The sequence below is a fragment of the Ruegeria sp. BC7 genome (assembly GCF_056539165.1).
This window is the reverse complement of sequence record NZ_JBQFUL010000009.1, coordinates 79,050-103,980: the sequence shown is the minus strand read 5'-3', so window position 1 is coordinate 103,980 and position 24,931 is coordinate 79,050. Positions and strand designations below refer to the sequence as shown.

The following is a 24,931-nucleotide window of genomic DNA, read 5'->3' as shown; positions in this document are numbered from 1 at the left end:
ATGTCTATCGAAGCAGCTTTAAACACCGCGATCCACACCATACCCGACTGTATAGCAGCCGGGTATGTCGATATGGAAACGGGGATGTTGCTGGGAACAAGTTTTGCCAGCCCGGAAGACGCACGCGCGCTGGACAGCTTGGCGATCGCTGTCGCCAACTTGTTTCAGGGACGCGGCATAGGTGGGTTTGAAGAACTTCTGCGTGAGGCCGGCTCTGAGGGGTCCGAAAAGACGGGTTTTGGGGAAATTGCGGTGTTTTCCAAAGGTCGGCTGAACATCTTTCTGCGCACTTCGGCCTATCCTGATCATGTGATCTGCTACACATGCCGCGACAGCGCGAATGTCGGATTGGCTCTAACGAAATCACATCTCAGCCTGGGGCCTGTCTCGGCTGCAGTTTAGACAGGACCAGAGGGGGTCTCGACATGATGGACACTGAGATACTCGATCTGCTCGAGGACATTGGGCGCACGACAGTAGCGCGTCTCAATCCCGCAGTTACTCTGACCGGAGAAACCGCTGCGGCAAGGCGTGAACAAGTGCTGCGCACCATTCGCGGCACGGTCTTGCCCCGGCGACTGGAGTTTACGGCGGCCAACGGCGATTGCCTGGCGATCGAGGTTAACAGCTCTCGGGTGACGGATGTTTTTCGCGTCCGGTCCGGCTTGGTGCCTGACTTTGAAACCCAGCAGCGCGACGCGCTGGCCGAAAGTCTGGCGCATCTCGTGTCCGACATCGCCTCGGCACCGGGTCCGCTGGAACTTATATCGCTTCAGCCAGATATCGCGCTTGAGGCCGACGATGTGGGCATTACGTTCAGCGAAATTTCCAAGGCCTGTCTCGCGATTGAGTTGCCGTCCGAACCGGTCGTTTCGATTGTCCCCGATCAAACGACGTCTACGTTGCCAGATAATCCGCCTGTTTCTGACCAGAGCCTCTCAAGCCGGTTCTATGACGGCGCAGATCGTTGTTCCCTTGGGCGGATTCAGGCAAGCAAACAAGACGGAACAACCCACCGGTCCGACGGTGCCTGCGCCCCGGACCAGCCCCTGCATGCGGGTCAGAACCTGTTGAAAAAGTTTGCTGATGATCTGGCCGGTTGGGATGGTGACGCGCTGGTGGAATTGGACTATCCGCAGCTTATTGTCATGAGACCCTCGGGCGGGAATGGCACAGCCTTGGCCGTCCTGCACGATGCCAACGAAATCACAGTGGCCGTGCACGAAGCAAGAAAACTGGGTGCCGTCGTCAATCTTTGGAAGGATCTCACCGAGGACGCGGAATGAGGTCGTTCCAAAAGTTCAAATTTTCAACGAATCCTTTCCTTAACTAGGATTCACCAGGGTAAGAGTTATGAGTGAAAATCAACGACGTGAGTTGATACGTATCGCCGAAGAAATGCACCGGGTCAGCAACGATGAGACCCGGCAGTTCATTTCTCGTATAGTCAGCGATCTTTCCAACCTGAAACCGTCCATCGCGTTTGTGGGCCAAATCAAGGCCGGAAAATCTCGCTTGATCAATGGCTTCACGGCGCAGGCTGGATACCTTCCGTCAGACGTAAACCCGTGGACAACCGTGATCACGGATATGCATTTTGGGCACCCGTCAGGTCGAACAGACGGTGCCGAGTTCCATTTCTTCGACAATCGCCAGTGGCAATCGCTCATCGCTGAGGGCGAAGAGTTGCGCAACATGTTCCCGGATGACGAGGACAGCTACAAGCGCGAGATGATAGAAGAACAGGTCGATGCGATGAAAACCCGCGCCAAGCTGCGCCTGGGTGAAAGCTACAAACACCTGCTGGGGCAACATCACGACCTTGAAAAGCTGACTTCGGACGATCTGGCGCGCTATGTATGCGCGGGCGATGAGCCGTCAGAGGACGGCACGCTTGATCCTGGGTCGGATCGCGGTCTGTATAGTGACATCACCCGCAAGGCCGAAGTGTATTTTGATATCGGTCACTTCCCGTTTCCGGTGACCGTCACGGATACGCCGGGCGTAAACGATCCGCTGCTGATCCGCGAAGAGATCTCTCGCCAATACCTAAAGGAATCTGATTTCTTTGTTGTCGTGCTGTCTGCGCATCAAGCGCTGTCGCGGGCTGATCTGAAACTGTTCCGATTGATGCAGGCACTGGAACTGGGTCAGATCGTGGTCTTTATCAACCGCGTAGACGAGCTGGGCGAGGGCGCGGATGACGCTGCCAAGGTGCGTACCGATGTGATGGACGGTTTGGAAAAGGCACTTGGAAACTCGGACATCGATGTTCTCATGGGCAGCGCACAGTGGGCTCACTATGCGCTGACAGGTGACGAAACCGGAGTGAACCACGACCAGATACTTGCATGGCTGCGTGCACATCCCGAGCTGATGAAACAGTATCTGGACGGCGTTGAAGAAATCAAAAAAGGTCCTGGTCCTATCAGCCGCGAAGGTGTCTTGCGTTTTGCGGCCATGATCGCTTCGGGTCTTCCTGATTTGCGCGGGTATGTGACCCGCGCCCTGAACGATGGTCCGCGCAACGAGCATCTTCACATGGCCTGGCAGCACCTTCACAGCTTTGCGCAAGGCGAACTTGAGCGGACCCAGGCACATCTGCGCGCCATCGAAAGCGAAAGCGCGAACACGCCGGACAGTGGGTCAGAGAATGACAAGACACTTGCGCGGCTGCGCACGCTGGTCAGTGACAAGACCGCAGGAATCGTCAACGATATGGATGAAGTCCTTGCCAACCTGCGAGGGGTAATGGACGACACCGTAGCCGAAGCAGTTTCAGACGTTGTGCGTGGACCAAGCGGTTCTTCGCCCTTGCTGGCCAAGGGCGGCGAGACGGAATTGAATTTTGGCCCCCTGCGCGACCGCATGCGAGAGCTTGTTCAAGGCGCGACACAGGTTGTGCGTCAACGAATGCTCAGCGAGCTTTATGCCATTGATATGCAAAGCAATGCTGCTTTGCGCTCATTGCCCGGATGGCAGGACACAACTGATAACCGGATGAACACCAGCGCTGTCAGGTGGTTCCGCCCGGACACCACCGCTTTGACACGCGGTATCACCGTTGAGTTGCGAGTCACCTGGCTATCGCGCCTGATATCGCGAAAGAGTGTTGTTTCGCGTGCTGAACAGATGATCGTGCAAGAGTTCGAGATGATTGGCGACGATCTTGTGGACACTGCCCGTGGGGACTTGATGGAAAGGCTGAATACAGTGCTGGATCACTATCTGGCGTTGTTGGCCGGCCACCTTGAACACCGGTCCGGTACTGGCGAGACCAACGCACGGGCCGAAGCACAAGAGGCGTTCGACAACGCTCAACGTGTTACAGACGAACTGGACGCCATTTTTGGCTCTGACCCCTCACTCAATAATTTACCCGAGGCCGCAGAATGATCGAATTTCCTGGAACCCAGCAGGAAGTCCGAAAGCTGGAACGCTTTCTGAGCACCACTGAAAATCTTCCTTCAGACCCGGTGCTGGACGACATGCGCGCGCGCGCACTGGGACATGCAGAGCGGCTGTCGAATTCGGTCAATATCGGCTTTGCAGGCGAATTTGGCGCAGGTAAGTCCAGCCTGGCCAATATGCTGGCCGGGGCCGATATTTTGCCGACAGGTCCCCAGCACTTGAAACTGCCGCTGGTGATAGTCGCTTATGCCGAAGCGCCTGAGACCACGGTTGGATGGTGGGGCAAGGAACCCAAGGTTTATTCCGGTATCGCACTTGAAAAAGCAGCGGCCGACAATCCTGACTTTATCTCAGTCGGACTGAACACTCCGGCCCTTCAAGAGATTTCATTGTTTGATTTGCCGGGCACCGGGGCGCTGGACGAATCCTACAAGCCAACACTTGATTTGCTAGAGTTTGTCGACTGCGCGATCTGGTGCACAAACGGCGCGAATGCCTGGCGCGAGACAGAACGCCACCTGTGGTCACAAGTTCCACAGAAGTTGCGCGACAACAGCCTTTTGGCCGTCACCCACGCCGACTTGCCACCTGTCCAAGAAGCCATGGACCGGGTACTGGCACGTCTGGACAAGGAAACGGACGGAATGTTCCGTTCGGTGGTGCCAATCGGAACCCCGGTCGCGGTTCGGGCAATGGCGCAGGAACCTGAGCCTGATTTTGATCTGTGGGAAACCTGCGGGGGCCAAAACCTGGCCGAGCAGGTGCTGAAGATCGCATCAAACCGCCGATTTTCAGACTTAGAAGCCGCACGAACTGAGATAGACCGCGACTTTCAGCCCTATCTGGATTCGTTGGAGTTGTCCGAACCCGCTTCTGACCGGCCCGAGATTTCGCCGATGCATACGGCACTTGAAGCCTCGATGCCTCCGCTGGAGAACCCAATTCTTGAAGATTGGCTGGCAGCGATTGCAAGCATCTATGAAGACCTGCGCGAAAACTCTGATATTGAGCCTTCCGCGTTTCTGAGCAGTTGCCAGGAGATTGTCGAAGATTTCGCCGAACGGCTGGAACAATCAGGCGAGATCAATCCAGATGCCGATTGGATTCCCGGCGAGTTTGAAAAGGCCACGGACCTGTTGCTCTTGCTGCAATTTGAAAGCGGCGATGCACCCTTGAAGGATGCGATCAGTATTCTGGCGCAACTGAGCGACAACCTCGCTTGGGCCGGCAGCCGGGTTGAAGCCCTAAAGTCGAAAACCGGAACCTGATTTTTCACGCCTAAATTGAGCGTCACGGCAGCGATTCGAGCGCAATGGAATCGAGTCGCTATTGTTTCGGAATCAACGACCAATCCACGAGAAATTGGTACTCAGTCCGCGCTTTTAACATCCCCACAACCAACATGTAGTGGCAACCGTGACGCCCTATACCTCATCTAGTTGATCGCCAAAATCAGTTCTCAGTGAAGCCATGAGGCGGCCCCAATAAAGTCAAATTTGAAACGTCTAACGTTCTTTAGTGTCCTGCGGTTGTGTTTGGTTGTGAGTAGTTGGGCAGTTTGCCCCGTTGAATGAACCGCAAAACGATTAGAACGGGCGGGAAGAAATGAGCCACAACCAGGCTGTCGGCGCAACGCACGACGAACCGAAAATAGAAGGACTTCAACCGGGCGCCAAGCTCTTGCGCGGACAGTATGAAATCCTGCGCTTTCTCAGCAATGGTGGTTTCGGGATCACGTATCTGGCTCGTGACAGCCTCGAGCGGGACGTGGTGATCAAAGAGTGCTACCCCGGCGCCTTGTGTCACCGTAATGGGGATCTCGTCGAACCTGTTGAACCCGGCTACGAAAACGACCTGCGGTCTATTATCGAGCTTTTCATTCAGGAAGCCCGCAATCACGCTCGATTGGTACATCCCAACATTGTGGATGTGCATCAGGTCTTTGAAGACAACAACACAGCCTATATCGCCATGGATTTCATCCAAGGGTGCGATTTGTTGGACTATGTTGAAAACCCCGACAATGACGCAGGCCCAGATTTCATCGTCCAGGTTACCGAAAAGATGCTGTCGGCGGTGTCCTTCATCCACCAAAGCGGCATGTTGCACCGCGATATCTCACCAGACAACATCCTGATCGACGAAAACGGCGAGCCCGAGTTGATCGACTTTGGCGCGGCCCGGGAACAGGCCGCGAACCAGTCCGCGGCCCTTCTGACCCTGCGGGTGATCAAGGACGGGTATTCGCCTCATGAGTTTTACGTTCGAGGCGCGGAACAAGATCCCAGCAGCGACCTGTATGTCCTTGCTGCCACGCTGTATCACGCCATCAGTGGCGAACGCCCCATTGACGGCCAGACCCGACTGAACGCGTTCAACAACAGTCAGGACGACCCATATAAGCCCCTGACAGGCCGGTTCAAGGGTTATCCTGAAGGCTTCCTCGAGGCGATCGACAAAGCAATGGAAGTACACGCGACGGACCGCGTTCAAAGCGCGCTGGACTGGTTGCGCATGTTCCGCGGGCCGGGTGTGATGTTCGACACGTTCGCCTACCGCCCGGTTTCAGTCATCGTCGCGATGGATCGCAAGGACGAAGCCGCCGAAAAAGCACGGATCAAAGCCGAAAGCGAAAACGCAGAAGCCGTCGTAACCGCACTGCTGGCGGGGAACCCGGACATTGCACTGGGCAACGAAGACAAAAAAGAAGAAGAACTCGCGCAGTTCGCCCCAAAGGAAGAACCTCCAGTCGCCATAGATACAGTCGTCAAAAGCGGTTCGGGCGGCAGCGGCAAGTTGGTCGCGGGCACGGCGATCCTCGTCGCGGCACTGGCCGCCGGTGGTTTTTTCCTGACGGCTGGCAAGGAAGCTGCGACCACACAGGACGATGAAACCTTACTGGCACCAACGGCCGACGTTGCCGAAAGTGCAGACGAGGCAGTGTCTGAACAGGACGATGTGCCAACCGAAAGCGCCCCAGAAGTAACGCCCAAGCAGGTAGCAACAGAGCCAGAGCCTATCGAGCAGACCCTGGACCAACCGGCAGCTACACAAGAGGTCGAAACCTCAGCAGCCGACACCCCATCGCAGGCACCTGCAACCTCCGAGGCGGTCGAACTGAGTGAAACGCAGGTCGCGTTTTCCCACTGGGACGTTGAAATACCGTTTCAAACCTCAAAACGCAGGGCTTCTACTGGCAACGTGATCGCGATCACTGGCGTAGATAGTGCGCAGGACATGTCCGTGATCGGCGAGTGGGTTCAACGTGGTGCCGCGATCTACACCCTAAACGGCAATCCGGTGCAGGCCGACGCCAGCTTTGCCTCGCAGGTTCTTCGTGACCTGAATGTGGACCCTGACGGTTATATTCGCGTTACAGCTCGATACCGTCCATTGGGCGAAACACGCGCAAAGAACGGATTGCTGGCCCTGCCAGCGATGCGCATGGTCGGTCTGAAAAACGGATACGGGTTCACGATCCGCAATTCAAAGGGCGAAGGCTGGACAACCGTCGCCGAAACCGTTCCGTCCACGTCATCAGGCAGTTTGCGAGCTGGCGACATTTTGCTGTCGGAGACACAGACCGGTATCAGGCTTGACGGACCAGAAACACTGGACGCTGTCATGGAAGCCCTCGTGTCCGAAAACCACCCGCAGGCCCGTTTGACTGTGTTGCGAAACGGTGCCGAGGCGGATGCCATCATGCAGTTAGCGCAGGAGTGATCTGACCGGTTCATTTGTAGTCTGCCAGTGTGTTTTTGCTGAGGGATGCGCCCCAAAACCCGCGCATCCTGACGGGGACCGGCCCGTCGCGGAAAGTAAGAGTGACTTTGGTTTTTATCATCAGTGCCGTTGCGCGGTTCCGCGCAGAGGTGAGTAGCAGCCCCATGGGACAGAAGTCCTGTGGCCAAAACAAAGGTGTCGTCACCATGTTCAAATACAAAAGCCCTCTCAGCCGGCTTCTAGAAGGTGCCGGCAAACCAAAAGAAACCGAAGCCGAAGACGTAGCGGCACAGGACACGGAAACCGAAGCCGAGAAACCCGAGCCGATCGCGGATTTCAACGCTCTGCGCGAGGCGCTTGCAGGCGGCAATATGTCGAGTTCCGAAAGCTACGAGGAATCAGACGAACTGCTGCCCGAAGAAGAAATGCCAGAGTTCCCCGAACAGCAGGACGAAGACTCGGAAAAACTTGAAGCCGAGGATGAAATTGTGATGACAGAGGTCATCGCGGAAATTCAGGAAACCTCTGACGAGCCTCAAGAGTCGGAAGACACCGATTCCGAGCCGGTCGTTACGCTGCACGTAGCGAGCGACGAGCCAGAGGAAGAACCAGAGGTCGTTGTGTTCGACGCCACGCCGGAACAGCAGGTTGTCGAAGTCGTTGCCGAAGACCCTCCTATTCAGGATGAAGCACCTGCAGCGGACACGGCAGAAGACGTCGTAGCAGCTCCAGCCCCTGCACCGGCGGCCTCGGATCGTCGCGGTCGGGTCAAAACGACTTTCCTGGGATTTGAACGCGCAGATACACATGTTCAGGATTTGATCGAGACTACGGAACCCATCGACAAGACAGAGTCTGCCCAGCAGACTTTCCCGGTTGGTTGGCTCGTGGTAACGGCCGGTCCGGGCCGCGGCACCAGCATCACACTGTCCGAAGGTCTGATGCAGATCGGGCGCAACGACGATCAGGCTATCCAACTCGACTTTGGCGATACCGGTATTTCCCGCAGCAATCATGCGGTGATCGCCTATGACCCCGAAGATCGCAAATGTTATCTGGGTCATGGCGGCAAAGCCAATTTGGTTCGCCTGAACGGCAAGCCGGTTCTGAGCACCGTAGCGCTGGCCAGTGGCGATCTGATCCGCATCAGCGAAACCTCGATCCGATTCACAGCCTTCTGCGATGACGGCTTTGACTGGCGGGATTCCTGATAGATGCTGGCGAGCCCGGCATATGACATTGCGTTGATCCTCGATCAGGGTCAGCGCGACACACAGGAAGATGCCGTTGCTGCTCGTATGTTCGATGCAGCAGACGCCGCATACATCGTCGTCGCGGACGGCATGGGCGGTCACGCCGCCGGAGAGGTCGCGTCCAATCTGGTCATCAAGGCTTGGCGTGACGCTCTGGACCCCGAACTGGAGCAAGCTACACCGTCCGAGAACGCATTGATCGACGCGCTACCAGTGGCGGCAATGCTGGCCAACGCCGCGGTCGAAAACCACTGTGAAGAACAGGGCGGCGGCCTGAAAATGGGATCGACGCTGTTGGGCGTCCTGCTGTTGGCCCAGCGTGTGTTCTGGATCTCGATCGGTGACAGCCCGCTGTATCTGTTCCGCGACGGAGCCTTAAAACAGGTCAACGAGGATCACTCGATGGCGCCGGTCATAGACGCTCAACTCGCCCAGGGTATTTTGACCGAGGACGAGGCCAGGTCGCACCCTGACCGCAATCAACTGACGTCGGTCATCATGGGCGCGGCCATTCCAAAGGTGGACTGCCCCGAAACCCCGCTGAGCTTGACAGGAACGGATATTCTGATCGCAGGCAGCGACGGGCTGCAATACCTCGGTGACTTGGAAATTCAAGCCATTCTCGAAGCCAATACTGATGCACTTGCCCGAGATATAGCCGACGCGCTGTTTCAGGCGCTAAGGGCCAAAAACGATCCCGACCAGGACAATGTGTCAATCGGTGTCGTGAAACTCACAATAAATGAATGAAGGCAAAGCGACAGGACCAATGAGACCCCATCTGATCATATCCAGCCTGGCACTTGCTGCCGTAGCGGGCGCCGCCTCAGCGCAAGAGGCATGCTCGACCTATGAAATCCAGCGTGGCGACAGCCTGCGCGAACTCACCATAGAAGTCTATTCCACCGAAGACTTTCGCATCATCTATGACGCCAACCGCGATGTGATCGGGAAAAACCCGAACGTCATCCGTGTTGGTGACGTTCTGACGTTGCCCTGCCTCGAAGACATCGGCCGCGCGACGCAGCTTCCACAGACAGAGGCCGAGGCGATGGCCACTGAAATGGCGGCTGAACTGGTCAAGGCTGCCGAGGACCGTGCTGCCAAGGCAATTGCAGAAGCCAAGAAAGCCAGCGAAGACGCTGCTTTAGCCGCCAAGGCAGAGGCCAGAGAGGAAATCGAGGCCGCACGCACAGAGGCTGCGGCACTGATCCGAAATGCCGACACGACCGAGCGTCCGGGTATACGCGACCGGCAGTTGTTGCTGATCACAGGGGGCAACTACGCGCCCTTCACTGACGAAAATCTGCCTAATCGCGGCCTGTACACAAATCTCGTGGAAACCGCGATGCTGCGCGCCGCACCCGAACAAGGGTACAAGATTCAGTTCGTCAATGACTGGTCCTCGCATCTTGATCTGCTGATGCCGACACTGGCCTTCGATGCAACCTTCCCCTGGTCACGTCCGAATTGCGAAGAGACCGCTTCGCTGTCTGAAAATGACCGTGAGCGGTGCGAAACTTACAATTTTTCAAACCCGTTCTATGAAGTTGTGGACACATTCTTTGCGCGGGAAGGGTCTGGTTATGAACAGACGCTGACTTATGCCGACTTTGCGGGCACTACGATCTGCCGCCCCGAAGGATGGTCCCTTTCACATATGGATTCGGTCGGCCTGTACGAGCCTGCAATCTCGCTTATGCGACCGGTTTCACCAGATGACTGCTTCCGCGCATTGATGGACGGAACCGCTGACATCGTCGCCATCGAAGCACACCTGGCCGTCGAAGCAATCGGCCGCCTTGGATACGAGCACCGCATTATCGAAAACCCCAACCTGGCGGCGATCAAGTCGCTTAACGTCATGACCCACAAAGATAATCCGGATGGGGAAGCGATCCTTGAGACGCTCAACCAGGGTCTAGCGATCATGCAGCAATCAGGAGAGTGGCGCGACATCGTCTCAACCGCTCTGCGTCATCAAATGGAAAATGGCTAAGCCCCCCAACGGCCGCACACTTATACAGTCTGGAGAAAGTGGATGTTCAATTCTAATCTGAAAAAGGTCGCGCTGTCGGCCACCACCGTCACGGTCCTAAGCGCCGGAGCTGCCGCCGCGCAGGAAGCCTGCAGCAACTACACGGTTGCCGATGGCGACACGATGGCAACAATCGCCATCGCAGCCTACGGCACCTCGAACTATCAGCCGATCTTTAACGCCAACCGGAATGCGATCACCAACCCCAACGCGCTTGAGCCCGGACTTGTTCTGGCCCTGCCCTGTGAAGACGGCAGCCTGCCGAATGGTCAGAGCGCACAAGAAGTGATCGCGGCGGAAGAAAAGCGTGCCGCAAGCATCAAGCGCTCGAACGTCTATGCTCCGCCGATCAAGTTGGTCGCCGGCAACGGATGGGAACCCTTTACAAGTGAATCCCTCAGCGGCGGCGGGATCATGACCCGTCTGGCCACAACAAGCCTGCAGCGTGCAGGCAACAGCCGTGACTTCTCGGTCAGCTTTGTGGATGACTGGGGCTCGCATCTGGACACTCTGCTTCCGCTCGGCGCATTTGACATCTCGATCGCGTGGACCATTCCGGACTGCACCAACCGCACTTATGAGTGGTCGGCTGAAACCGAAGCCCGGTGCACACAGTTCGTCGCCTCCGTTCCAGTTTATGACGTTGTTGGCGGCTTTTACACATTGCCGGAAAGCGAATACACGAACGCAACAACCTTCAAAGACCTTGAAGGCTCAACCATTTGCCGCATGGCAGGCTGGAGCATGGTTGTTCTTGAAGAAATCGGTCTGAACCGGACAAATACCACCGTCGTTCAACCCAACACGGCGCGTGAATGCCTTGACGCTGTATTGACGGGCACTGCGGACGTTGCCGCGTTTGAGGTTGAACTGTTCGCCGCGACCATGAAAGACATGGGTTTGACCTCGGCCGACATAGTTGAAAACCCCTATGTTTCCACCTTGTCGTCGATGAGCTTCCTCGCGCACCGCACTAATCCCTTTGCTCGTGAATACGTCGCGATGATGAATAAGGGTCTGAACGAAATGCGTGAATCCGGCGAATGGTATGCGATCATCTCGGACACACTGCGCGAGCAGAATGAAAAACTGAACGCAGCATCGAACTGATACAACGACCAAACCAGTTGATTTGGGGCCAGTTGTCGAACTGGCCCCTTATTTTTTGCAAGCCGGGCGAGTTCTATCTGAATCGCCAACAAAAAAGGGCCGACTCAAAGAGTCGGCCCCTGTCTTATTTCTGGCGCCCTAGCCTTTCGGTTCGGACGCTGTTGATCAACCAATAAGCGCATTCAATGTCGCGCTGGGACGCATGACCGCTGCGGCCTTGGCGGGATCAGTGTGGTAGTAGCCGCCAAGATCGGCAGCCACACCCTGAGCCGACGCCAGTTCGGACAGGATCTGTTCTTCCTTATCCGCAAGCTCTTTGGCCAGAGGCGCAAATTCAGCCGCCAGCGCCGCGTCGCCGGATTGCGCGGCCAGCGCTTCGGCCCAATAGCGGGCGAACCAGTAGTGACTGTCACGGTTGTCCGGCTGACCCACTTTGCGGCTGGGTGAGCGGTTGTGGTCCAGAATACCCTGTGTTGCGGCTTCGGCGGCTGCACCCAGAACACCCGCCTTGGCATTGCCTTTGCTGTCGGCCAGGAAATTCAGGGATTCACCCAAAGCACAGAACTCACCCATCGAGTCCCAGCGCAGGTGGTTTTCCTCGACCAACTGCTGCACGTGTTTCGGGGCAGACCCACCAGCACCTGTTTCAAACAGACCGCCGCCATTCATCAGCTTGACGATGGACAGCATCTTGGCCGAGGTGCCCAGTTCGAGGATCGGGAACAGGTCGGTCAGATAGTCACGCAGCACGTTGCCGGTGATCGCGATCGAGTCGTTGCCCGCCGTGATCGTCTCCAACGACTGGCGCGTCGCTTCGCGCGGGGCCATGATCAGGAACTTGTCGGCCACACCAGCAGCCTCAAGCGCCGGTTTGACGTATTTGATCAGCTCGGCATCATGGGCACGGTTTGCGTCCAGCCAGAAGATCGCCTCGGACCCGGTCAGGCGCTGACGGTCTATAGCCAGCTGAATCCAGTTCTCGATCGGGGCTTTCTTGACAGTGCAAGAACGCCAGATATCGCCCTTTTCGACTGCATGCTCATGCAACGTCTCACCATTGGCCAGAACGATGCGGATGGTGCCATCGGCAGGCGCTTCAAATGTGGTCGGGTGAGAACCGTATTCTTCAGCCTTCTGCGCCATCAGGCCCACGTTGGCGACCGCGCCAGCGGTGGCCGGGTTCAACGCGCCATTGGCTTTGAAGAAGTTGATCGCTTCATCATAGACGGGCGCATAGCAGCGGTCGGGGATCACGCAGTTGGTGTCGCCCTTGGCGCCTGTCTCATCCCAGCCCTTACCGCCTGCGCGGATCACCGCAGGCATCGAGGCGTCGATGATCACATCCGACGGCACGTGCAGGTTGGTGATGCCTTTATCGCTGTCGACCATATACATGGACGGACGGTCGCCCTTGATCGCGTCGATGGCGGCCACGATATCGGCATTGTCCTTGACCCGATCCAGCAGGTCACCCAGACCCGAGTTCGGGTTCACACCCAGCGCATCCAGTTCAGCACCGAATTTGTCAAAGACCGGAGCCAGCCACGCCTTGACCGCATAGCCAAAGATGATCGGGTCCGAGACCTTCATCATCGTGGCTTTCATGTGCAGCGAGAACATGGTGCCGTCGTTCTTGGTGTCTTCAATGGCGTCCGCCAGGAAGGAAGACAGCGCCTTGACCGACATGAATGTCGCATCGGCCACGGTGCCCTCGGCCAGCGGCCAGCCGTCTTTCAGAACGGTGGTGCTGCCGTCTTTACCGACGAATTCGATCTTGGCGTCACCTGCCTGAGCTGCGGTGATGGTCGCCGATTTCTCATTGGCGTAGAAGTCATTGCCCGACATGGACGAGACTTTGGTCTTGCTGTCCGAAGCCCACTCACCCATCGAATGCGGATTCTTCTGAGCATAGTTCTTCACAGCACGCGCGGCGCGGCGGTCGCTGTTGCCCTCGCGCAGAACCGGGTTCACGGCCGAGCCTTTGATGGCATCAAAACGCGCGCGGATCGCTTTTTCTTCGTCGGACGAAGGTTCCTCGGGGTAGTTCGGGATATCGTAGCCCTGCGCCTGCAGTTCTTCGACGGCCGCAACCAACTGCGGTACCGACGCCGAGATGTTCGGCAGTTTGATCACGTTGGCTTCTGGCGTCTTCACCAATTCACCCAAAGCGGCCAGATCATCGGTAATGCGCTGTTGCTCGGTCAGGTTTTCCGGAAAAGTCGCGATAATGCGCCCAGCCAATGAAATATCCTTGGTGCCAACACTGACGCCCGCGGCCGAGGCGAACTTGCGAATGATGGGCAGGAACGAGGCGCTGGCCAGTTCGGGCGCTTCGTCTACAATGGTATACAATATGTCGAAGTTCGATTTATCTGCCATATTCTTTTACCTTTTTTAAGCCTTTCGGGGCGTGCGATCCAAGAGTTTGCCACGTTTGCGTGGCGTGGGTGGGGCGCGTCTATCCTACCGCCCCAACGGTGACTCTGATTTGACAGGGCTTCCCTTAAAACACGTTTGGCTTGGGATCAATCGCATCTGGATGCGCATTTTGACACGTTTTGCGGAAAACCGCCCGGCGCACCCAGATTAAGCGCCCCAGGTATCGCTCAGCCTATAGCCACCGGGCCACGGGTCGTCAGGGTCCAGCATGTGCTGATGGGTTCCGGTAATCCAGCCACGACCGCTGATCTCGGGCACGATCGCCGCGCAGTCGCCAATCGTGGTGGCCTCGACGATCTTTCCCGAAAACCGCGACCCGATGATCGAGATCGCCTCGAATGTCTGACCTACGACCATTTCCCCTTTGGCAGCCATCAGCGCCATACGCGCCGATACTGCGGTTCCGGTCGGAGACCGATCGACCTTGCCCGGCTGAATGGCCACTGCGGATTTACCGCGCAATCCGGTTTCCGTAGTGTCAAGCGGGCCGCAAAATGCGCAAAATGAGATGTGGTTCCACTCGCTGTTTGTGGGGTGGTTGAATCCAATCTGTTCGTTGGCTGCATTCGTTATTGCCACGCCCAATCGCGCGATTTCGCGTGCTGCGTCTTCGGTAATGTCAAACCCAATAGCAGCCGCATCAACCACAACGAAACTGTCTCCGCCAAATGCGGTGTCCACCGTCAGAGTACCGATGCCCGGCACTTCAAGAGGTACTGCGATCTTGTCGGCATAGCTGGGAAGGTTCCTTACAAAAATTCGCTCGGCTTTACCGTTCCGACACTCGGCACGCACATGGACCAATCCGCCAGGAGCCTCCAACGTCAGATGCGTGACGGGTTCCTGCATCGGGATAATCTCACTATCCAACAGCACCGTAGCCACGCAGATCGAATTCGACCCGGACATAGGCGGCGTGTCTTCAGGCTCCATAATGATAAAAGCGGCGTCAGCGACCGGGTGTTTCGGCGGGACAAGCAGGTTTACATGACGAAAGACTCCACCGCGCGGTTCGTTGAGAACGAAATTCCGCAGTGTCTGATCTTGCGCGATGAAAGACCTCTGGTCCCACAAGGTGTCGCCCGGCGGCGGTTGAACACCCCCGACAATTACGTCGCCAACTTCGCCTTCGGCATGGGCTGAAATGACGTGGACCGTCTTCACACTCCGCATTACCCCTCCTTAAAACCGCGCTGGCGAATACGGGGCCAGCGAGACCGGAGCGTTTTGACCATCCAGAACCGCACCGACAATCTCTGCAGTCCCCGCCGACTGCGTCAGCCCAAGGTGCCCGTGACCGAACGCGTAGATGACGTCGGCTGAATTGGGCGATACTCCGATCACGGGAATACTGTCAGGCAATGACGGTCGAAAACCCATCCATTGGGTGCCGCCTTCGGTTTTCAGGCCCGGCAGGAAGTCCTCGGCCTTTTTAAGCAACGTGTCCGCGCGCTTGAAGTTTGGAGGCAGCTTCAAACCTGCCAACTCGACCGCGCCGCCTACGCGTACACCGCCGTTAATTCGGCTGGCCACGAACCCGTGGCGAGAAAACGTGAGATGCATCCGCAAGTCAAATGCGCCTTCTGGCAGAGTCGTGTTATATCCCCGCTCTGTCTCAAGAGGGATGTGATCGTCTAGCGTCTGCGCAAGGTGATGTGACCACGCACCGGCCGCCACCACAACCTTGGCAGCGTCTATGGCACCCTCCTCCACCGTGATGCGCACGCCGGTTTCCAACGGGGTCAGCGCGCGAATATCGCGCCGCTCGATCCTTCCCTGGCGATCTCGGAACGCCTGCGCTAGATGCTCGACCCATTTCTTCGGATCGACGACATTCAGCCAGTTTGGAGTAAATCCGGCATGCGTGAAACGCGGGCTGAGACCCGGCTGCCTTTCTGTAATCTCGGCCCGGCTTTCCAACAGCTCGAACTCGATTCCATATTCACGGCGCAATTCCCACGCGGGCAGGCTGGCGCGGTATTCATCTTGGGATTCGTAGAGCTGCATCTGCCCGTCACGCTGCATCAGCGCTTCGCCATCGACGGATGGTATCAAACGATCCAATGCCGCGCTGGACAGCTGCATCAAGTTGACCTGAGCGCTAAGCAACTCGGCATATCGACCGGGCTGACTTGCCCGCCAAAAGCGGAACATCCAAGGGGCAATTTTCAATGCGTAAGCCGGAGGAACTGACAACGGCCCCAAAGGGTCCAACAACCACCTTGGCGCTTTTCGCATAATACCGGGCGTCGCCAGCGGCTCGACTTCGGGAAATGCAAAGGCACCGGCATTTCCTGCCGAGGTTTGAGCAGCGACTCCATCCCTGTCCAGAACCAGAACGTTATGTCCCCGGCGCTGCAATTCAAGCGCAGTGGTGATGCCGATTACACCGGCTCCGATGACGACGACCTGTTCAGTCATGGCGCAATTCCCAACCGAAACGGATCAGTTTCAGCAAAGATCAAGTTGGACTCGGCCATAACGAAAGCCTGTCCGGTTATCGAAGGGATAACGCCGCCATCCGAACCGGGCTGGTATGACAGCTGGTAAGTGCTTCCAATCACACTCTGCTGAGTGATTTCCTCTCCCGGAGACAGTAGACCATCAGCAGCCAAACAAGCCAACCGCGCTGAACTGCCGGTGCCGCAGGGGGAACGGTCGTAGTTGTTGTCAGGGCACAGAACAAAGTTCCGGCTGTAAATAGTCTCGTCTGGCGAAGCGTCCTGAAAGATCACGTGATCTATTGGCTCGCCCTTTTCGCCACCGACCCCCTGCGCAATCGACGCTTGCCGGATCGCGATACTCAGATCGGTCAGCTGCCCGATATTGCCAGTTTGGACCGGAATCGGGCTGGGATCGACGATGAAAAACCAGTTTCCCCCGTAGGCAACATCGCCGGTTACTTCCCCATAGTTGGGCACGTGAACTGAAATGTTGTGATGGACCCGCCGGCTTTCGATATTTGTCACGGTCACCGTGTTGGCATCATGAAGCTGGGCGGTGACGACCCCGGCCGGAGTCTCAATCCGGTGCGACCCTATCCCTATCCGCCCCATATGGGCCAGGGTCACTGTCAGCCCGATCGTGCCATGCCCACACATGCCCAGAACGGCATCCACATCGAAAAATATCACGGCGGCAACACATGTCGGGTCCACCGGCTCGACCAGCAAAGCCCCGACCATCGCGGGCTGACCGCGCGGTTCAAGCATAACTGACCGATAGAACTCCTCGTGTTCGCTCGCCAGCCGACGAGCGCGCTCTACCAAAGAGCCGGACCCCAGATCGGGCGCACCGCTCAGGATAACCCGCGTTGGTTCCCCTCCGGTGTGGCTGTCGATCACATGCATTCAGCGATCACCCCGCCCTGTTTCGACCAATCGGCAAACCAAGACCCGAACAGGGCATATTGTTGCTCACAATAATTCCGCTGCGCATCGGTCAACTCGTCCGTTTCATTGAAGTGCAGACGGTATTCTTCTTCACCGTTCAACACCAGCAAGTGCTTGTAATAAAGCACCAGGTCCGGGCCTTCGTCAAAGCTTGAGAGAACATGAATAGCCTCGGTCAATTCTTGCCCACGCTGACGGGCCTCTGCATTGCCCTGAACCGCTTTTTTGGACAACGCCGCCAACAACAAAGCCTCGCGCGGCAAGGCTGTTCCAATACCAGTGATCGAACCGGTTGCGCCGCAGTTTACGAACCCGTGGTAGACCTCGGTATCGACACCGACCATCAAGGTGACCTGATCGTCTTGGCTGGTGATGTTTTCAGCCGCGTAGCGCAGGTCATCTTTTCCACCAAACTCTTTGAAACCGATCAGGTTGGGATGTTCTGCGCGCAGGGCAAAAAACAAGTCCGCCCGCGTCGCGAAGCCATAATAAGGGCTGTTGTAAATAATCGCGGGCACATCCGGGGCCGCCGTCAAGATAGCCTTGAAATGGTTCTTCTGAGCGGTCGGGGAACTGCCGCGTGACAGAACGCGCGGAATGACCATAAGACCGACGGCACCGACTTTCTGAGCATGGGCGGCAAGAGCGACAGCCGACTTCGTATTTATAGCGCCGGTTCCAACAACCACGGGCAGCCCCGCTGCAATCAAACGCTCAACACCTTCCATGCGCTGCTCATCTGTCAACAAGGGCCAGTCCCCCATTGATCCGCAATAGACGACAGCCGACATTCCTGCTTCGATCATCTGCTGCCCTTTACGGACCAGCGCATCAAAATCAGGGGTGCGGTCGGCCTTACAGGGGGTCATCAACGCAGGCATGGTACCCGTGAAAACATTGGTCGACATCGGCGTTTCCTTCCAAAAAATTGAGTTCGGGCGCAGAAATCTGGCCCTTTGGTTTCGCCTTATCGGATATTGGATACAAAATCCAGAAGAAATGCAGATCAAGAAAAACGCGCCGGATCGATGGACCGGCGCGCTTGCTCCAAGCTGGAATTTGCGATCAACGAAGCCGTTGACCAGTGCCTGAATCAAACAGCATGGCGCGCTCGGGGCGAACGACAATGCCGATCTGCTCACCTTGCTTGCTGCGCTGGTCTTCGCGTTCTTCGACGATCAATTTGTCGCCATTCGGTGTCAGCAGATACGAGTAACTGACCCCACCCAAAGCCTCCGTCAGATCAACGGTGCAGGTCTCACCCGTGCGATCAACCTCGATATGCTCGGGACGGATGCCCAGAGTCACATTGGTCATTTCGGCGGGCACAGTCACACTCAGCGCCAAAGGTTCACTCAGCGCGGGATGCGAAACCCTGCCGTCCACGACATCGCATTCCAGAAAATTCATCGCCGGAGATCCAATGAAACCGGCAACAAAACGATTGTCCGGGTCGCGGTACAGATCCATCGGAGCGCCGACCTGTTCGATCCTTCCGTCGCGCAGCACCACAATCTTGTCGGCCATTGTCATTGCTTCGACCTGATCATGGGTTACGTAGATCATAGTCGCGCCAATTTCATTGTGCAGACGGGCGATTTCAACGCGCATCTCGACCCGCAGTTCGGCATCCAGGTTTGAAAGAGGCTCATCGAACAGAAACACCTCTGGCCCTCGCACAATCGCGCGACCGATTGCGACCCGCTGACGCTGGCCGCCTGACAGCGCCTTTGGCTTGCGCTTCAGGTACTGATCCAGCTTCAGGATACTGGACGCTTCCTGCACCTTCTGGTCGATTTCAGATTTAGCGACGCCGTTCATCCGAAGGCCGAAACCCATATTTTCAGCCACCGACATATGCGGATACAGGGCGTATGTCTGAAAAACCATCGCAACACCACGTTTGGCGGGGTCCACATGGGTCACGTCCCGAGCGCCGATGTGAATCTGCCCCTCCGAAGTCTCCTCCAGCCCCGCGATCATCCGCAGCAACGTGGACTTGCCGCAACCCGAAGGCCCGACGAACACGCAAAACTCGCCGTCTTCAATCTGTAGATCAATACCGTGAATAACCTGCGTTTCGCCGTAGCGCTTAATCGCTTGGTTCAGAGTCACACCCGTCATGTCGCTTGCATCCTGTCATTGTCTGCGTCCGGGCGGGTTTCAGGGAACCGCCACGCCTGTGCTTCGGCCCCAATCTGATCCGCCACACGGCGAACACGGGGAACCCAAGTCTCCAACTGGTTAAAATCCATTCGCTCGGTGGTCCCTGTCACCGAAATTGCCCCCAGCATCCGCCCTCCTGCCGTCAGAATGGGGCAGGCAACGCAGATGATGCCGGGCTCGTGTTCCTCGTCATCGACCGCGTACCCGCGATCTCGGATCATCTCCAGATCGGCTCTCAGAGCTTCCTCTGATGCAAGGGTCTTTTCTGTAAACCGATGAAAACTTTGTTGTGACAAGGCTTTGTCCAGCGCCGCATCGTCCAGATAGGCCATCATCGCCTTGCCGACGCCCGTACAATAGGCCGGGCCCACCTTTCCGGCCTGCGAGAACATCTCTATCGGCTGTGTCGCGTTCCGTTTGTCGACATACAACACCTGCCCCGAATCCATCTGCGCCAGATGCACGGTCTCTCCCGTTTCGCGGCTGAGGGCTTCCATAAAGGGCCGCGCAATCGGGGCAAGTGAGCTCTGGGTCCATGCCGCATGCGCCAGCCTGACCAATCGCAGCCCCGGCGCATAGGTCTGCCGGTCGGGATCGTATGACAGCATGCCCTGATTGGTCAGGGATTGCAGAAACCGATACAGCGTTGCCTTGGGGAAAGTGCTGGTGTCCAACAGCTCTCCGAATCGAACCGGGCGCTGAAAGGCAGCCACCTGATCCAGCACATCACATGCTTTTCCTATAGTTCCGTCACCAGCCACGGGCGCGCAGTCTCCTCCGTTTACCCACGTCCATTGGCACGAGGGTCTTGACAAGCGTAACCGATTCGATGTGTAGTTTTCAATATATAAAACTTGGTTTCAATATTTGGAACTGAATGGAAGCTAAGGGAGGAAACCATGCATTCCATCTACAAGCGCACTACGGCCGCGCTGGCCATGAGCGTTGCACTTGCTGTTCCGGCAGCCGCCGAGCTGACTGGTGAACTGCGAATTTTCCTCGATACGTCGAACCCGGCGCCACGCGCGACGATGGAAGCGATGATCGAGCGGTTTCAGGCGCAGCACCCGGACCTTGCTATCGAAACAACCGTCATAGACCGCGAGGCATACAAGACGCAGATCCGCAACTTTCTAACCGCGGACACGCCGGACGTCGCAACCTGGTATGCAGCCAACCGAATGAAGCCATATGTCGAGGCCGGCCTGTTCGAGGACGTGTCCGATCTGTGGGCCGAGCCCGAGATCGCCGACAACCTCGCATCGACCAAAGGCGCGATGACCATCGACGGTAAGCAGTGGGGCGTGCCCTATACCTACTACCAGTGGGGCGTTTACTACCGCAAAGACATCTTTGATGAGCTGGGCCTGTCCGAGCCGACCACCTGGGAAGAAGAACTGGCAAACTGCCAGAAAATCGTCGATTCAGGCCGTGCCTGCTATACGATCGGGACAAAGTTCCTTTGGACCGCGGGTGGCTGGTTCGACTATCTGAACATGCGTACCAACGGCTTCGACTTCCACCAGCAACTGGCCAATGGCGAAGTCAGTTGGGAAGACGATCGCGTCAAACAGACTTTCGCGAACTGGAAACAGCTGATCGATATGGGCGCTTTCATCGACAACCACCAGACCTATAGCTGGCAGGAAGCCCTGCCCTTTATGGTGAATGGTGAAGCTGCCGCCTATCTGATGGGCAACTTCGCTGTCGCACCGCTGCGTGAGGCCGGTCTCAGCAACGATCAACTCGACTTCTACCAGTTCGTTGCCATCAACCCCGATGTTGAACTGGCAGAAGACGCACCGACCGATACGTTCCACATCCCAGCAAACGCGTCCAACAAAGAAGCCGCGCGGGAATTCCTGCGGTTCGTTGTTTCGGCTGACGAACAGACCGAAATCAACAACGGCTCGAACCTTGGACAGCTCCCGGTCAATGCCAAGTCTTCGGTCGACAACGACAAATTCCTGAACCAAGGCTTCGAGATGCTTTCGTCAAACAGCCCCGGCGGTGTGGCCCAGTTCTGGGACCGTGACGCACCGGCTGAAATGGCCAAGGTGTCGATGGAAGGTTTCCAAGAATTCATGGTAAAACCTGACAACGCCGACCAGATCCTCGCCAAGCTCGAGCGCGCGCGTCAGCGTATCTACGACAACTGATCCGGCATGGGCCGGGCTGAAGCCCGGCCTACGTCACCCTCAATTGTAGGGCGGGCATCAGCCCGCCCTCGCCCCACCAGACCCGAGATACCCTATGTCCGCTGTCGACACCCCGGAACAAGAAAGCTGGTTCCACCGAAACCAACAACGCATCGCGCCTTGGCTGTTTCTGGCCCCCGGCCTGTTGTTCTTTATGGTTTACGTGATCATCCCGGTCTTTCAGTCCTTCAACTTGTCACTTTACGAATGGGACGGGCTTGGCGCGGCCGAATATGTCGGCTTTCGCAACTACGAAGACCTGTATTGGGAATGGGTCGACCGGGATGCTTTTTTCGTATCGCTCAAGAACAACCTGATCTGGCTGCTCCTTTATCTGGCGGCCATCCCGGCGGGCCTGTTCATCGCGCTATTCCTGAACCAGACGGTTTGGGGCATCCGGCTTTACAAATCCTTGTTTTTCTTTCCCTTCGTGATTTCGCAGGTCGTCGTCGGGCTGGTTTTCACATGGTTCTATGACCCGACATTCGGGCTTCTGAACGAATTTCTGGGCTTCTTTGGCCTCGGACCGTTGAATGTTCTGGGGGATGAACGGTTCGTCACCTATGGCATCATCGTCGCGGGCCTCTGGCCGCAAACGGCGTATTGCATGATCCTCTATCTGACTGGCCTGAACGCGGTGGACCCCGAACAGATCGAGGCCGGACGTCTGGACGGAGCCAAAGGTGGACGGATGCTGTGGCACATCATCCTGCCGCAACTGCGCCCGGCCACCTTCATCGCCTTTGTCGTTACAATCATCGGCGCATTGCGGTCGTTTGACCTGATCTCAATCATGACACAGGGGGGGCCGTTCGGTTCGTCCCGTGTGCTGGCCTATTACATGTTTGAGGTCGCGCTGTCCGAATACGGTTTCCGCATGGGGTACGGCGCGGCCATCGCGGTGATCCTGTTCCTGATCATGCTCTGCTTCATCGCCTATTTCCTGTGGTCGATGTACCGCGAAGAGAGAGGGCACTGAGATGTTTCCCAAACCTATCGAAAAACAATCTCGCGCGGCACAGATTTCGTATCAGGCCATGTTGCCGCTTGCCCTTCTGCTGTGGCTGGGGCCGTTGCTGGCCGTCGCCCTGTTTTCGGTCAAACCGGCTGCGGACTTTACCAATGCGAACTACTGGGGCATGCCCTCCAGTTTCGAGGGCGCGTTCAACTATGGGCAGGTCTTCTTCAACTCGGACATGCCGCGGTATCTGCTGAACTCGTTCCTGATCACAATCCCAACCGTGATCGGGGCCGTTGCCCTTAGCTGCATGACCGGGTTCGCGCTGGGGATTTACAAGTTCAGATCGAATCTTTGGATTTTCTTCATGTTCGTGGCGGGCAATTTCGTACCGTTCCAGATTCTGATGGTTCCAGTACGCGACCTGACGCTGCAACTGGGCCTGTACAACACCAAAACCGGCCTCGTCCTGTTCCACATCGCGTTCCAAACAGGCTTTTGCACCCTGTTCATGCGCAACTTTATCCGCGCCCTTCCGTTCGAGTTGATCGAAGCAGCCCGGGTCGAGGGTATCAGCGAATGGCGTATCTTCTGGTACGTCGTCCTGCCACTGATGAAACCGGCGATTGCGGCGCTGAGCGTGCTTATCTTTACCTTCATCTGGAACGACTATTTCTGGGCCGTCGTCCTGACCCAAGGGGCCGAAAGCCAGCCGGTCACTGCAGGTATCACCAGTTTCAATGCGCAGTTTCGGGCCGCCTACCAGTTAATGAGTGCTGGTTCGATCGTGGCCGCTCTGCCTCCGGTCGCCATGTTCTTTCTCATGCAGAAACACTTCATCGCGGGGCTGACCCTCGGTGCCGTAAAATAACGCCAAACCAAAGGTTTGCAAAATGACCAAGATTGCATTCGTTGGAGCAGGCTCCACGATTTTCATGCGTAACATCGTGGGCGATGCGCTGCTTACCCCATCCCTGGCGGACAGCCACTTTGCGCTGATGGACATCGACGCAGAGCGGCTGGCCGAAAGCGAAACTGTTGCAAAGGCCATGATCCGATCGGTCGGAACGGGCGCGACGGTCACCACCCACACAGACCGACGGGCGGCCCTCGACGGCGCGGATTTCGTGATCACCGCGTTTCAGGTGGGCGGCTACAAACCCTGCACGGTCACTGATTTTGAAATCCCGAAACAATACGGCCTGCGCCAGACCATCGCCGACACGCTGGGCGTCGGAGGCATAATGCGTGGTCTGCGCACGGTACCCGTGCTTTGGGACGTCGCGCAGGACATGATGCAGCTTTGTCCCAATGCGACATTGCTGCAATACGTCAACCCGATGGCGATCAACACCTGGGCGCTGGCCGAGCGGTTTCCAGCTCTGAAACACGTGGGTCTGTGCCATTCGGTCCAGAACACGGTCGAGGAACTGGCGCATGATCTGGACCTGCCCAAGCATGACATCCGATACAAGGTTGCAGGCGTAAACCACGTCGCCTTTTTCTTGCGGTTGGAGCACGAAGGGCGCGACCTCTACCCGGCGCTTCGTCAGGGCTATGCCAGTGGGCGGTTGCCAAAGCCCCCTTTGCTGATGCCACGGTGCCCGAACAAGGTGCGATACGAAGTGATGGATCACTTGGGCTATTTCTGCACCGAAAGCTCAGAGCATCTGGCCGAGTATGTCCCTTGGTTCATCAAAGAGGGACGACAGGACCTGATTGACCAGTTCGGGATTCCGCTGGACGAGTATCCGACACGTTGCGAGGAACAGGTCGCCAGTTGGAAAGAACAGGCCAAAACGCTTACCGATGGCCGTAACATCACAGTAGAGCGCAGCCACGAATTTGCCGCCGACCTGATGAACGCGATTGTCACGGACACACCCTATGTGGCCTACGGCAACCTGCCCAATACAGGACAGATACCGCAATTGCCGCTTGGCGCAGCAGTTGAGACCCCTTGCCTCGTGGACAGCAACGGCGTTCAGCCTTCTGTCGTAGCAGATATACCGCCGCAACTGGTTGCGCTGATGCGCACTCAGATCAACGTGCAGGAACTGACCGTTCGGGCTTTGGTCGAACAAAACCCGGAGTTTATCTATCACGCTGCGATGATGGACCCGCATACCGCCGCCGAACTGGACCTCCGACAAATCCGAAACATGGTCAGCGACCTTCTGACCGCCCATGCTGATTGGCTGCCTGACTGGTGCCAGCCCGCCAAAGCTGCTTGAAGGGGCAAA

Annotated in this window: 20 protein-coding genes; 13 read left to right on the top strand and 7 right to left on the bottom strand. The window is 57.0% G+C overall.

Annotated elements, in window-relative coordinates; genetic code table 11:
* From ACR0KS_RS17920 to ACR0KS_RS17880, 9 genes are all read left to right on the top strand, one after another.
* Entirely contained in the window at positions 1-402 is a 402-nt protein-coding gene (locus ACR0KS_RS17920) for a hypothetical protein (protein ID WP_170485888.1), read from the top strand.
* A 23-nt stretch (positions 403-425) separates the two neighbouring features.
* Positions 426-1,286, top strand: a complete 861-nt coding sequence (locus tag ACR0KS_RS17915; RefSeq protein ID WP_170415941.1) for a hypothetical protein — start codon at positions 426-428, stop codon at positions 1,284-1,286.
* 67 nt (positions 1,287-1,353) lie between these two features.
* The gene (locus ACR0KS_RS17910; RefSeq protein ID WP_170415943.1) at positions 1,354-3,396 is read left to right on the top strand and encodes a dynamin family protein; all 2,043 of its coding nucleotides are present in this window, start codon (positions 1,354-1,356) and stop codon (positions 3,394-3,396) included.
* A complete protein-coding gene (locus tag ACR0KS_RS17905; RefSeq protein WP_170563296.1) occupies positions 3,393-4,679 on the top strand; it encodes a dynamin family protein in 1,287 nt (428 codons plus the stop codon). The genes ACR0KS_RS17910 and ACR0KS_RS17905 overlap by 4 nt, the downstream gene beginning before the upstream one ends.
* Before the next feature lie 337 nt (positions 4,680-5,016).
* A complete protein-coding gene (locus tag ACR0KS_RS17900) occupies positions 5,017-7,134 on the top strand; it encodes a serine/threonine protein kinase (RefSeq protein WP_170485891.1) in 2,118 nt (705 codons plus the stop codon).
* A gap of 101 nt (positions 7,135-7,235) precedes the next feature.
* Positions 7,236-8,345, top strand: coding sequence for an FHA domain-containing protein (locus ACR0KS_RS17895; RefSeq protein WP_480681473.1), 1,110 nt, complete (start codon positions 7,236-7,238; stop codon positions 8,343-8,345).
* Between the two features lie 3 nt (positions 8,346-8,348).
* Entirely contained in the window at positions 8,349-9,137 is a 789-nt protein-coding gene (locus ACR0KS_RS17890; RefSeq protein ID WP_170415949.1) for a PP2C family protein-serine/threonine phosphatase, read from the top strand.
* A 19-nt stretch (positions 9,138-9,156) separates the two neighbouring features.
* Entirely contained in the window at positions 9,157-10,386 is a 1,230-nt protein-coding gene (locus ACR0KS_RS17885) for a transporter substrate-binding domain-containing protein (RefSeq protein ID WP_170415951.1), read from the top strand.
* Positions 10,387-10,428: 42 nt separating this feature from the next.
* Entirely contained in the window at positions 10,429-11,535 is a 1,107-nt protein-coding gene (locus ACR0KS_RS17880) for a transporter substrate-binding domain-containing protein (protein ID WP_170389197.1), read from the top strand.
* 165 nt (positions 11,536-11,700) lie between these two features.
* Here the strand turns inward: ACR0KS_RS17880 and ACR0KS_RS17875 are convergent, their stop codons facing one another.
* The 7 genes from ACR0KS_RS17875 to ACR0KS_RS17845 form a co-directional block, all read right to left on the bottom strand.
* Complete coding sequence (locus tag ACR0KS_RS17875) at positions 11,701-13,914, bottom strand: NADP-dependent isocitrate dehydrogenase (protein WP_170563298.1); 2,214 nt, start codon at positions 13,912-13,914, stop codon at positions 11,701-11,703.
* A 207-nt stretch (positions 13,915-14,121) separates the two neighbouring features.
* Positions 14,122-15,147: a trans-3-hydroxy-L-proline dehydratase gene (locus ACR0KS_RS17870; RefSeq protein ID WP_170485893.1), complete on the bottom strand. Its 1,026-nt coding sequence runs from the start codon at positions 15,145-15,147 to the stop codon at positions 14,122-14,124.
* Between the two features lie 9 nt (positions 15,148-15,156).
* Complete coding sequence (locus ACR0KS_RS17865; protein WP_170563300.1) at positions 15,157-16,395, bottom strand: FAD-dependent oxidoreductase; 1,239 nt, start codon at positions 16,393-16,395, stop codon at positions 15,157-15,159.
* Positions 16,392-17,324: a 4-hydroxyproline epimerase gene (locus tag ACR0KS_RS17860; protein WP_170415958.1), complete on the bottom strand. Its 933-nt coding sequence runs from the start codon at positions 17,322-17,324 to the stop codon at positions 16,392-16,394. The genes ACR0KS_RS17865 and ACR0KS_RS17860 overlap by 4 nt, the downstream gene beginning before the upstream one ends.
* The gene (locus ACR0KS_RS17855) at positions 17,315-18,274 is read right to left on the bottom strand and encodes a dihydrodipicolinate synthase family protein (RefSeq protein ID WP_170563301.1); all 960 of its coding nucleotides are present in this window, start codon (positions 18,272-18,274) and stop codon (positions 17,315-17,317) included. The genes ACR0KS_RS17860 and ACR0KS_RS17855 overlap by 10 nt, the downstream gene beginning before the upstream one ends.
* Positions 18,275-18,431: 157 nt before the next feature.
* Positions 18,432-19,490, bottom strand: a complete 1,059-nt coding sequence (locus ACR0KS_RS17850) for a sn-glycerol-3-phosphate ABC transporter ATP-binding protein UgpC (RefSeq protein WP_170415962.1) — start codon at positions 19,488-19,490, stop codon at positions 18,432-18,434.
* Positions 19,487-20,293 carry an IclR family transcriptional regulator gene (locus ACR0KS_RS17845; protein WP_170415964.1) on the bottom strand — a complete coding sequence of 269 codons (807 nt, stop codon included), beginning with the start codon at positions 20,291-20,293 and terminating at the stop codon, positions 19,487-19,489. Before ACR0KS_RS17845 ends, ACR0KS_RS17850 begins: the two co-directional genes overlap by 4 nt.
* A gap of 138 nt (positions 20,294-20,431) precedes the next feature.
* Here ACR0KS_RS17845 and ACR0KS_RS17840 point away from each other — a divergent pair, with 138 nt between their 5' ends.
* The 4 genes from ACR0KS_RS17840 (at position 20,432) to melA (ending at position 24,922) form a co-directional block, all read left to right on the top strand.
* The gene (locus ACR0KS_RS17840) at positions 20,432-21,691 is read left to right on the top strand and encodes an ABC transporter substrate-binding protein (protein WP_170563303.1); all 1,260 of its coding nucleotides are present in this window, start codon (positions 20,432-20,434) and stop codon (positions 21,689-21,691) included.
* A gap of 94 nt (positions 21,692-21,785) precedes the next feature.
* Positions 21,786-22,709, top strand: coding sequence for a carbohydrate ABC transporter permease (locus ACR0KS_RS17835; protein ID WP_170389206.1), 924 nt, complete (start codon positions 21,786-21,788; stop codon positions 22,707-22,709).
* A gap of 1 nt (position 22,710) precedes the next feature.
* Complete coding sequence (locus ACR0KS_RS17830; protein ID WP_170389207.1) at positions 22,711-23,559, top strand: carbohydrate ABC transporter permease; 849 nt, start codon at positions 22,711-22,713, stop codon at positions 23,557-23,559.
* A gap of 22 nt (positions 23,560-23,581) precedes the next feature.
* Positions 23,582-24,922 carry an alpha-glucosidase/alpha-galactosidase gene (gene melA, locus ACR0KS_RS17825; RefSeq protein ID WP_170415968.1) on the top strand — a complete coding sequence of 447 codons (1,341 nt, stop codon included), beginning with the start codon at positions 23,582-23,584 and terminating at the stop codon, positions 24,920-24,922.
* The last annotated feature ends 9 nt before the right edge of the window (positions 24,923-24,931 follow it).

What these genes read in the sequence shown, in the direction of transcription:
- ACR0KS_RS17920 (WP_170485888.1), top strand. Translation starts at nt 1, where the DNA reads ATGTCTATCGAAGCAGCTTTAAACACCGCGATCCACACCATACCCGAC.
- ACR0KS_RS17915 (WP_170415941.1), top strand. Translation starts at nt 426, where the DNA reads ATGATGGACACTGAGATACTCGATCTGCTCGAGGACATTGGGCGCACG.
- ACR0KS_RS17910 (WP_170415943.1), top strand. Translation starts at nt 1,354, where the DNA reads ATGAGTGAAAATCAACGACGTGAGTTGATACGTATCGCCGAAGAAATG.
- ACR0KS_RS17905 (WP_170563296.1), top strand. Translation starts at nt 3,393, where the DNA reads ATGATCGAATTTCCTGGAACCCAGCAGGAAGTCCGAAAGCTGGAACGC.
- ACR0KS_RS17900 (WP_170485891.1), top strand. Translation starts at nt 5,017, where the DNA reads ATGAGCCACAACCAGGCTGTCGGCGCAACGCACGACGAACCGAAAATA.
- ACR0KS_RS17890 (WP_170415949.1), top strand. Translation starts at nt 8,349, where the DNA reads ATGCTGGCGAGCCCGGCATATGACATTGCGTTGATCCTCGATCAGGGT.
- ACR0KS_RS17885 (WP_170415951.1), top strand. Translation starts at nt 9,157, where the DNA reads ATGAGACCCCATCTGATCATATCCAGCCTGGCACTTGCTGCCGTAGCG.
- ACR0KS_RS17880 (WP_170389197.1), top strand. Translation starts at nt 10,429, where the DNA reads ATGTTCAATTCTAATCTGAAAAAGGTCGCGCTGTCGGCCACCACCGTC.
- ACR0KS_RS17875 (WP_170563298.1), bottom strand. Translation starts at nt 13,914, where the DNA reads ATGGCAGATAAATCGAACTTCGACATATTGTATACCATTGTAGACGAA.
- ACR0KS_RS17870 (WP_170485893.1), bottom strand. Translation starts at nt 15,147, where the DNA reads ATGCGGAGTGTGAAGACGGTCCACGTCATTTCAGCCCATGCCGAAGGC.
- ACR0KS_RS17865 (WP_170563300.1), bottom strand. Translation starts at nt 16,395, where the DNA reads ATGACTGAACAGGTCGTCGTCATCGGAGCCGGTGTAATCGGCATCACC.
- ACR0KS_RS17860 (WP_170415958.1), bottom strand. Translation starts at nt 17,324, where the DNA reads ATGCATGTGATCGACAGCCACACCGGAGGGGAACCAACGCGGGTTATC.
- ACR0KS_RS17855 (WP_170563301.1), bottom strand. Translation starts at nt 18,274, where the DNA reads ATGTCGACCAATGTTTTCACGGGTACCATGCCTGCGTTGATGACCCCC.
- ACR0KS_RS17850 (WP_170415962.1), bottom strand. Translation starts at nt 19,490, where the DNA reads ATGACGGGTGTGACTCTGAACCAAGCGATTAAGCGCTACGGCGAAACG.
- ACR0KS_RS17840 (WP_170563303.1), top strand. Translation starts at nt 20,432, where the DNA reads ATGCATTCCATCTACAAGCGCACTACGGCCGCGCTGGCCATGAGCGTT.
- ACR0KS_RS17835 (WP_170389206.1), top strand. Translation starts at nt 21,786, where the DNA reads ATGTCCGCTGTCGACACCCCGGAACAAGAAAGCTGGTTCCACCGAAAC.
- ACR0KS_RS17830 (WP_170389207.1), top strand. Translation starts at nt 22,711, where the DNA reads ATGTTTCCCAAACCTATCGAAAAACAATCTCGCGCGGCACAGATTTCG.
- melA (WP_170415968.1), top strand. Translation starts at nt 23,582, where the DNA reads ATGACCAAGATTGCATTCGTTGGAGCAGGCTCCACGATTTTCATGCGT.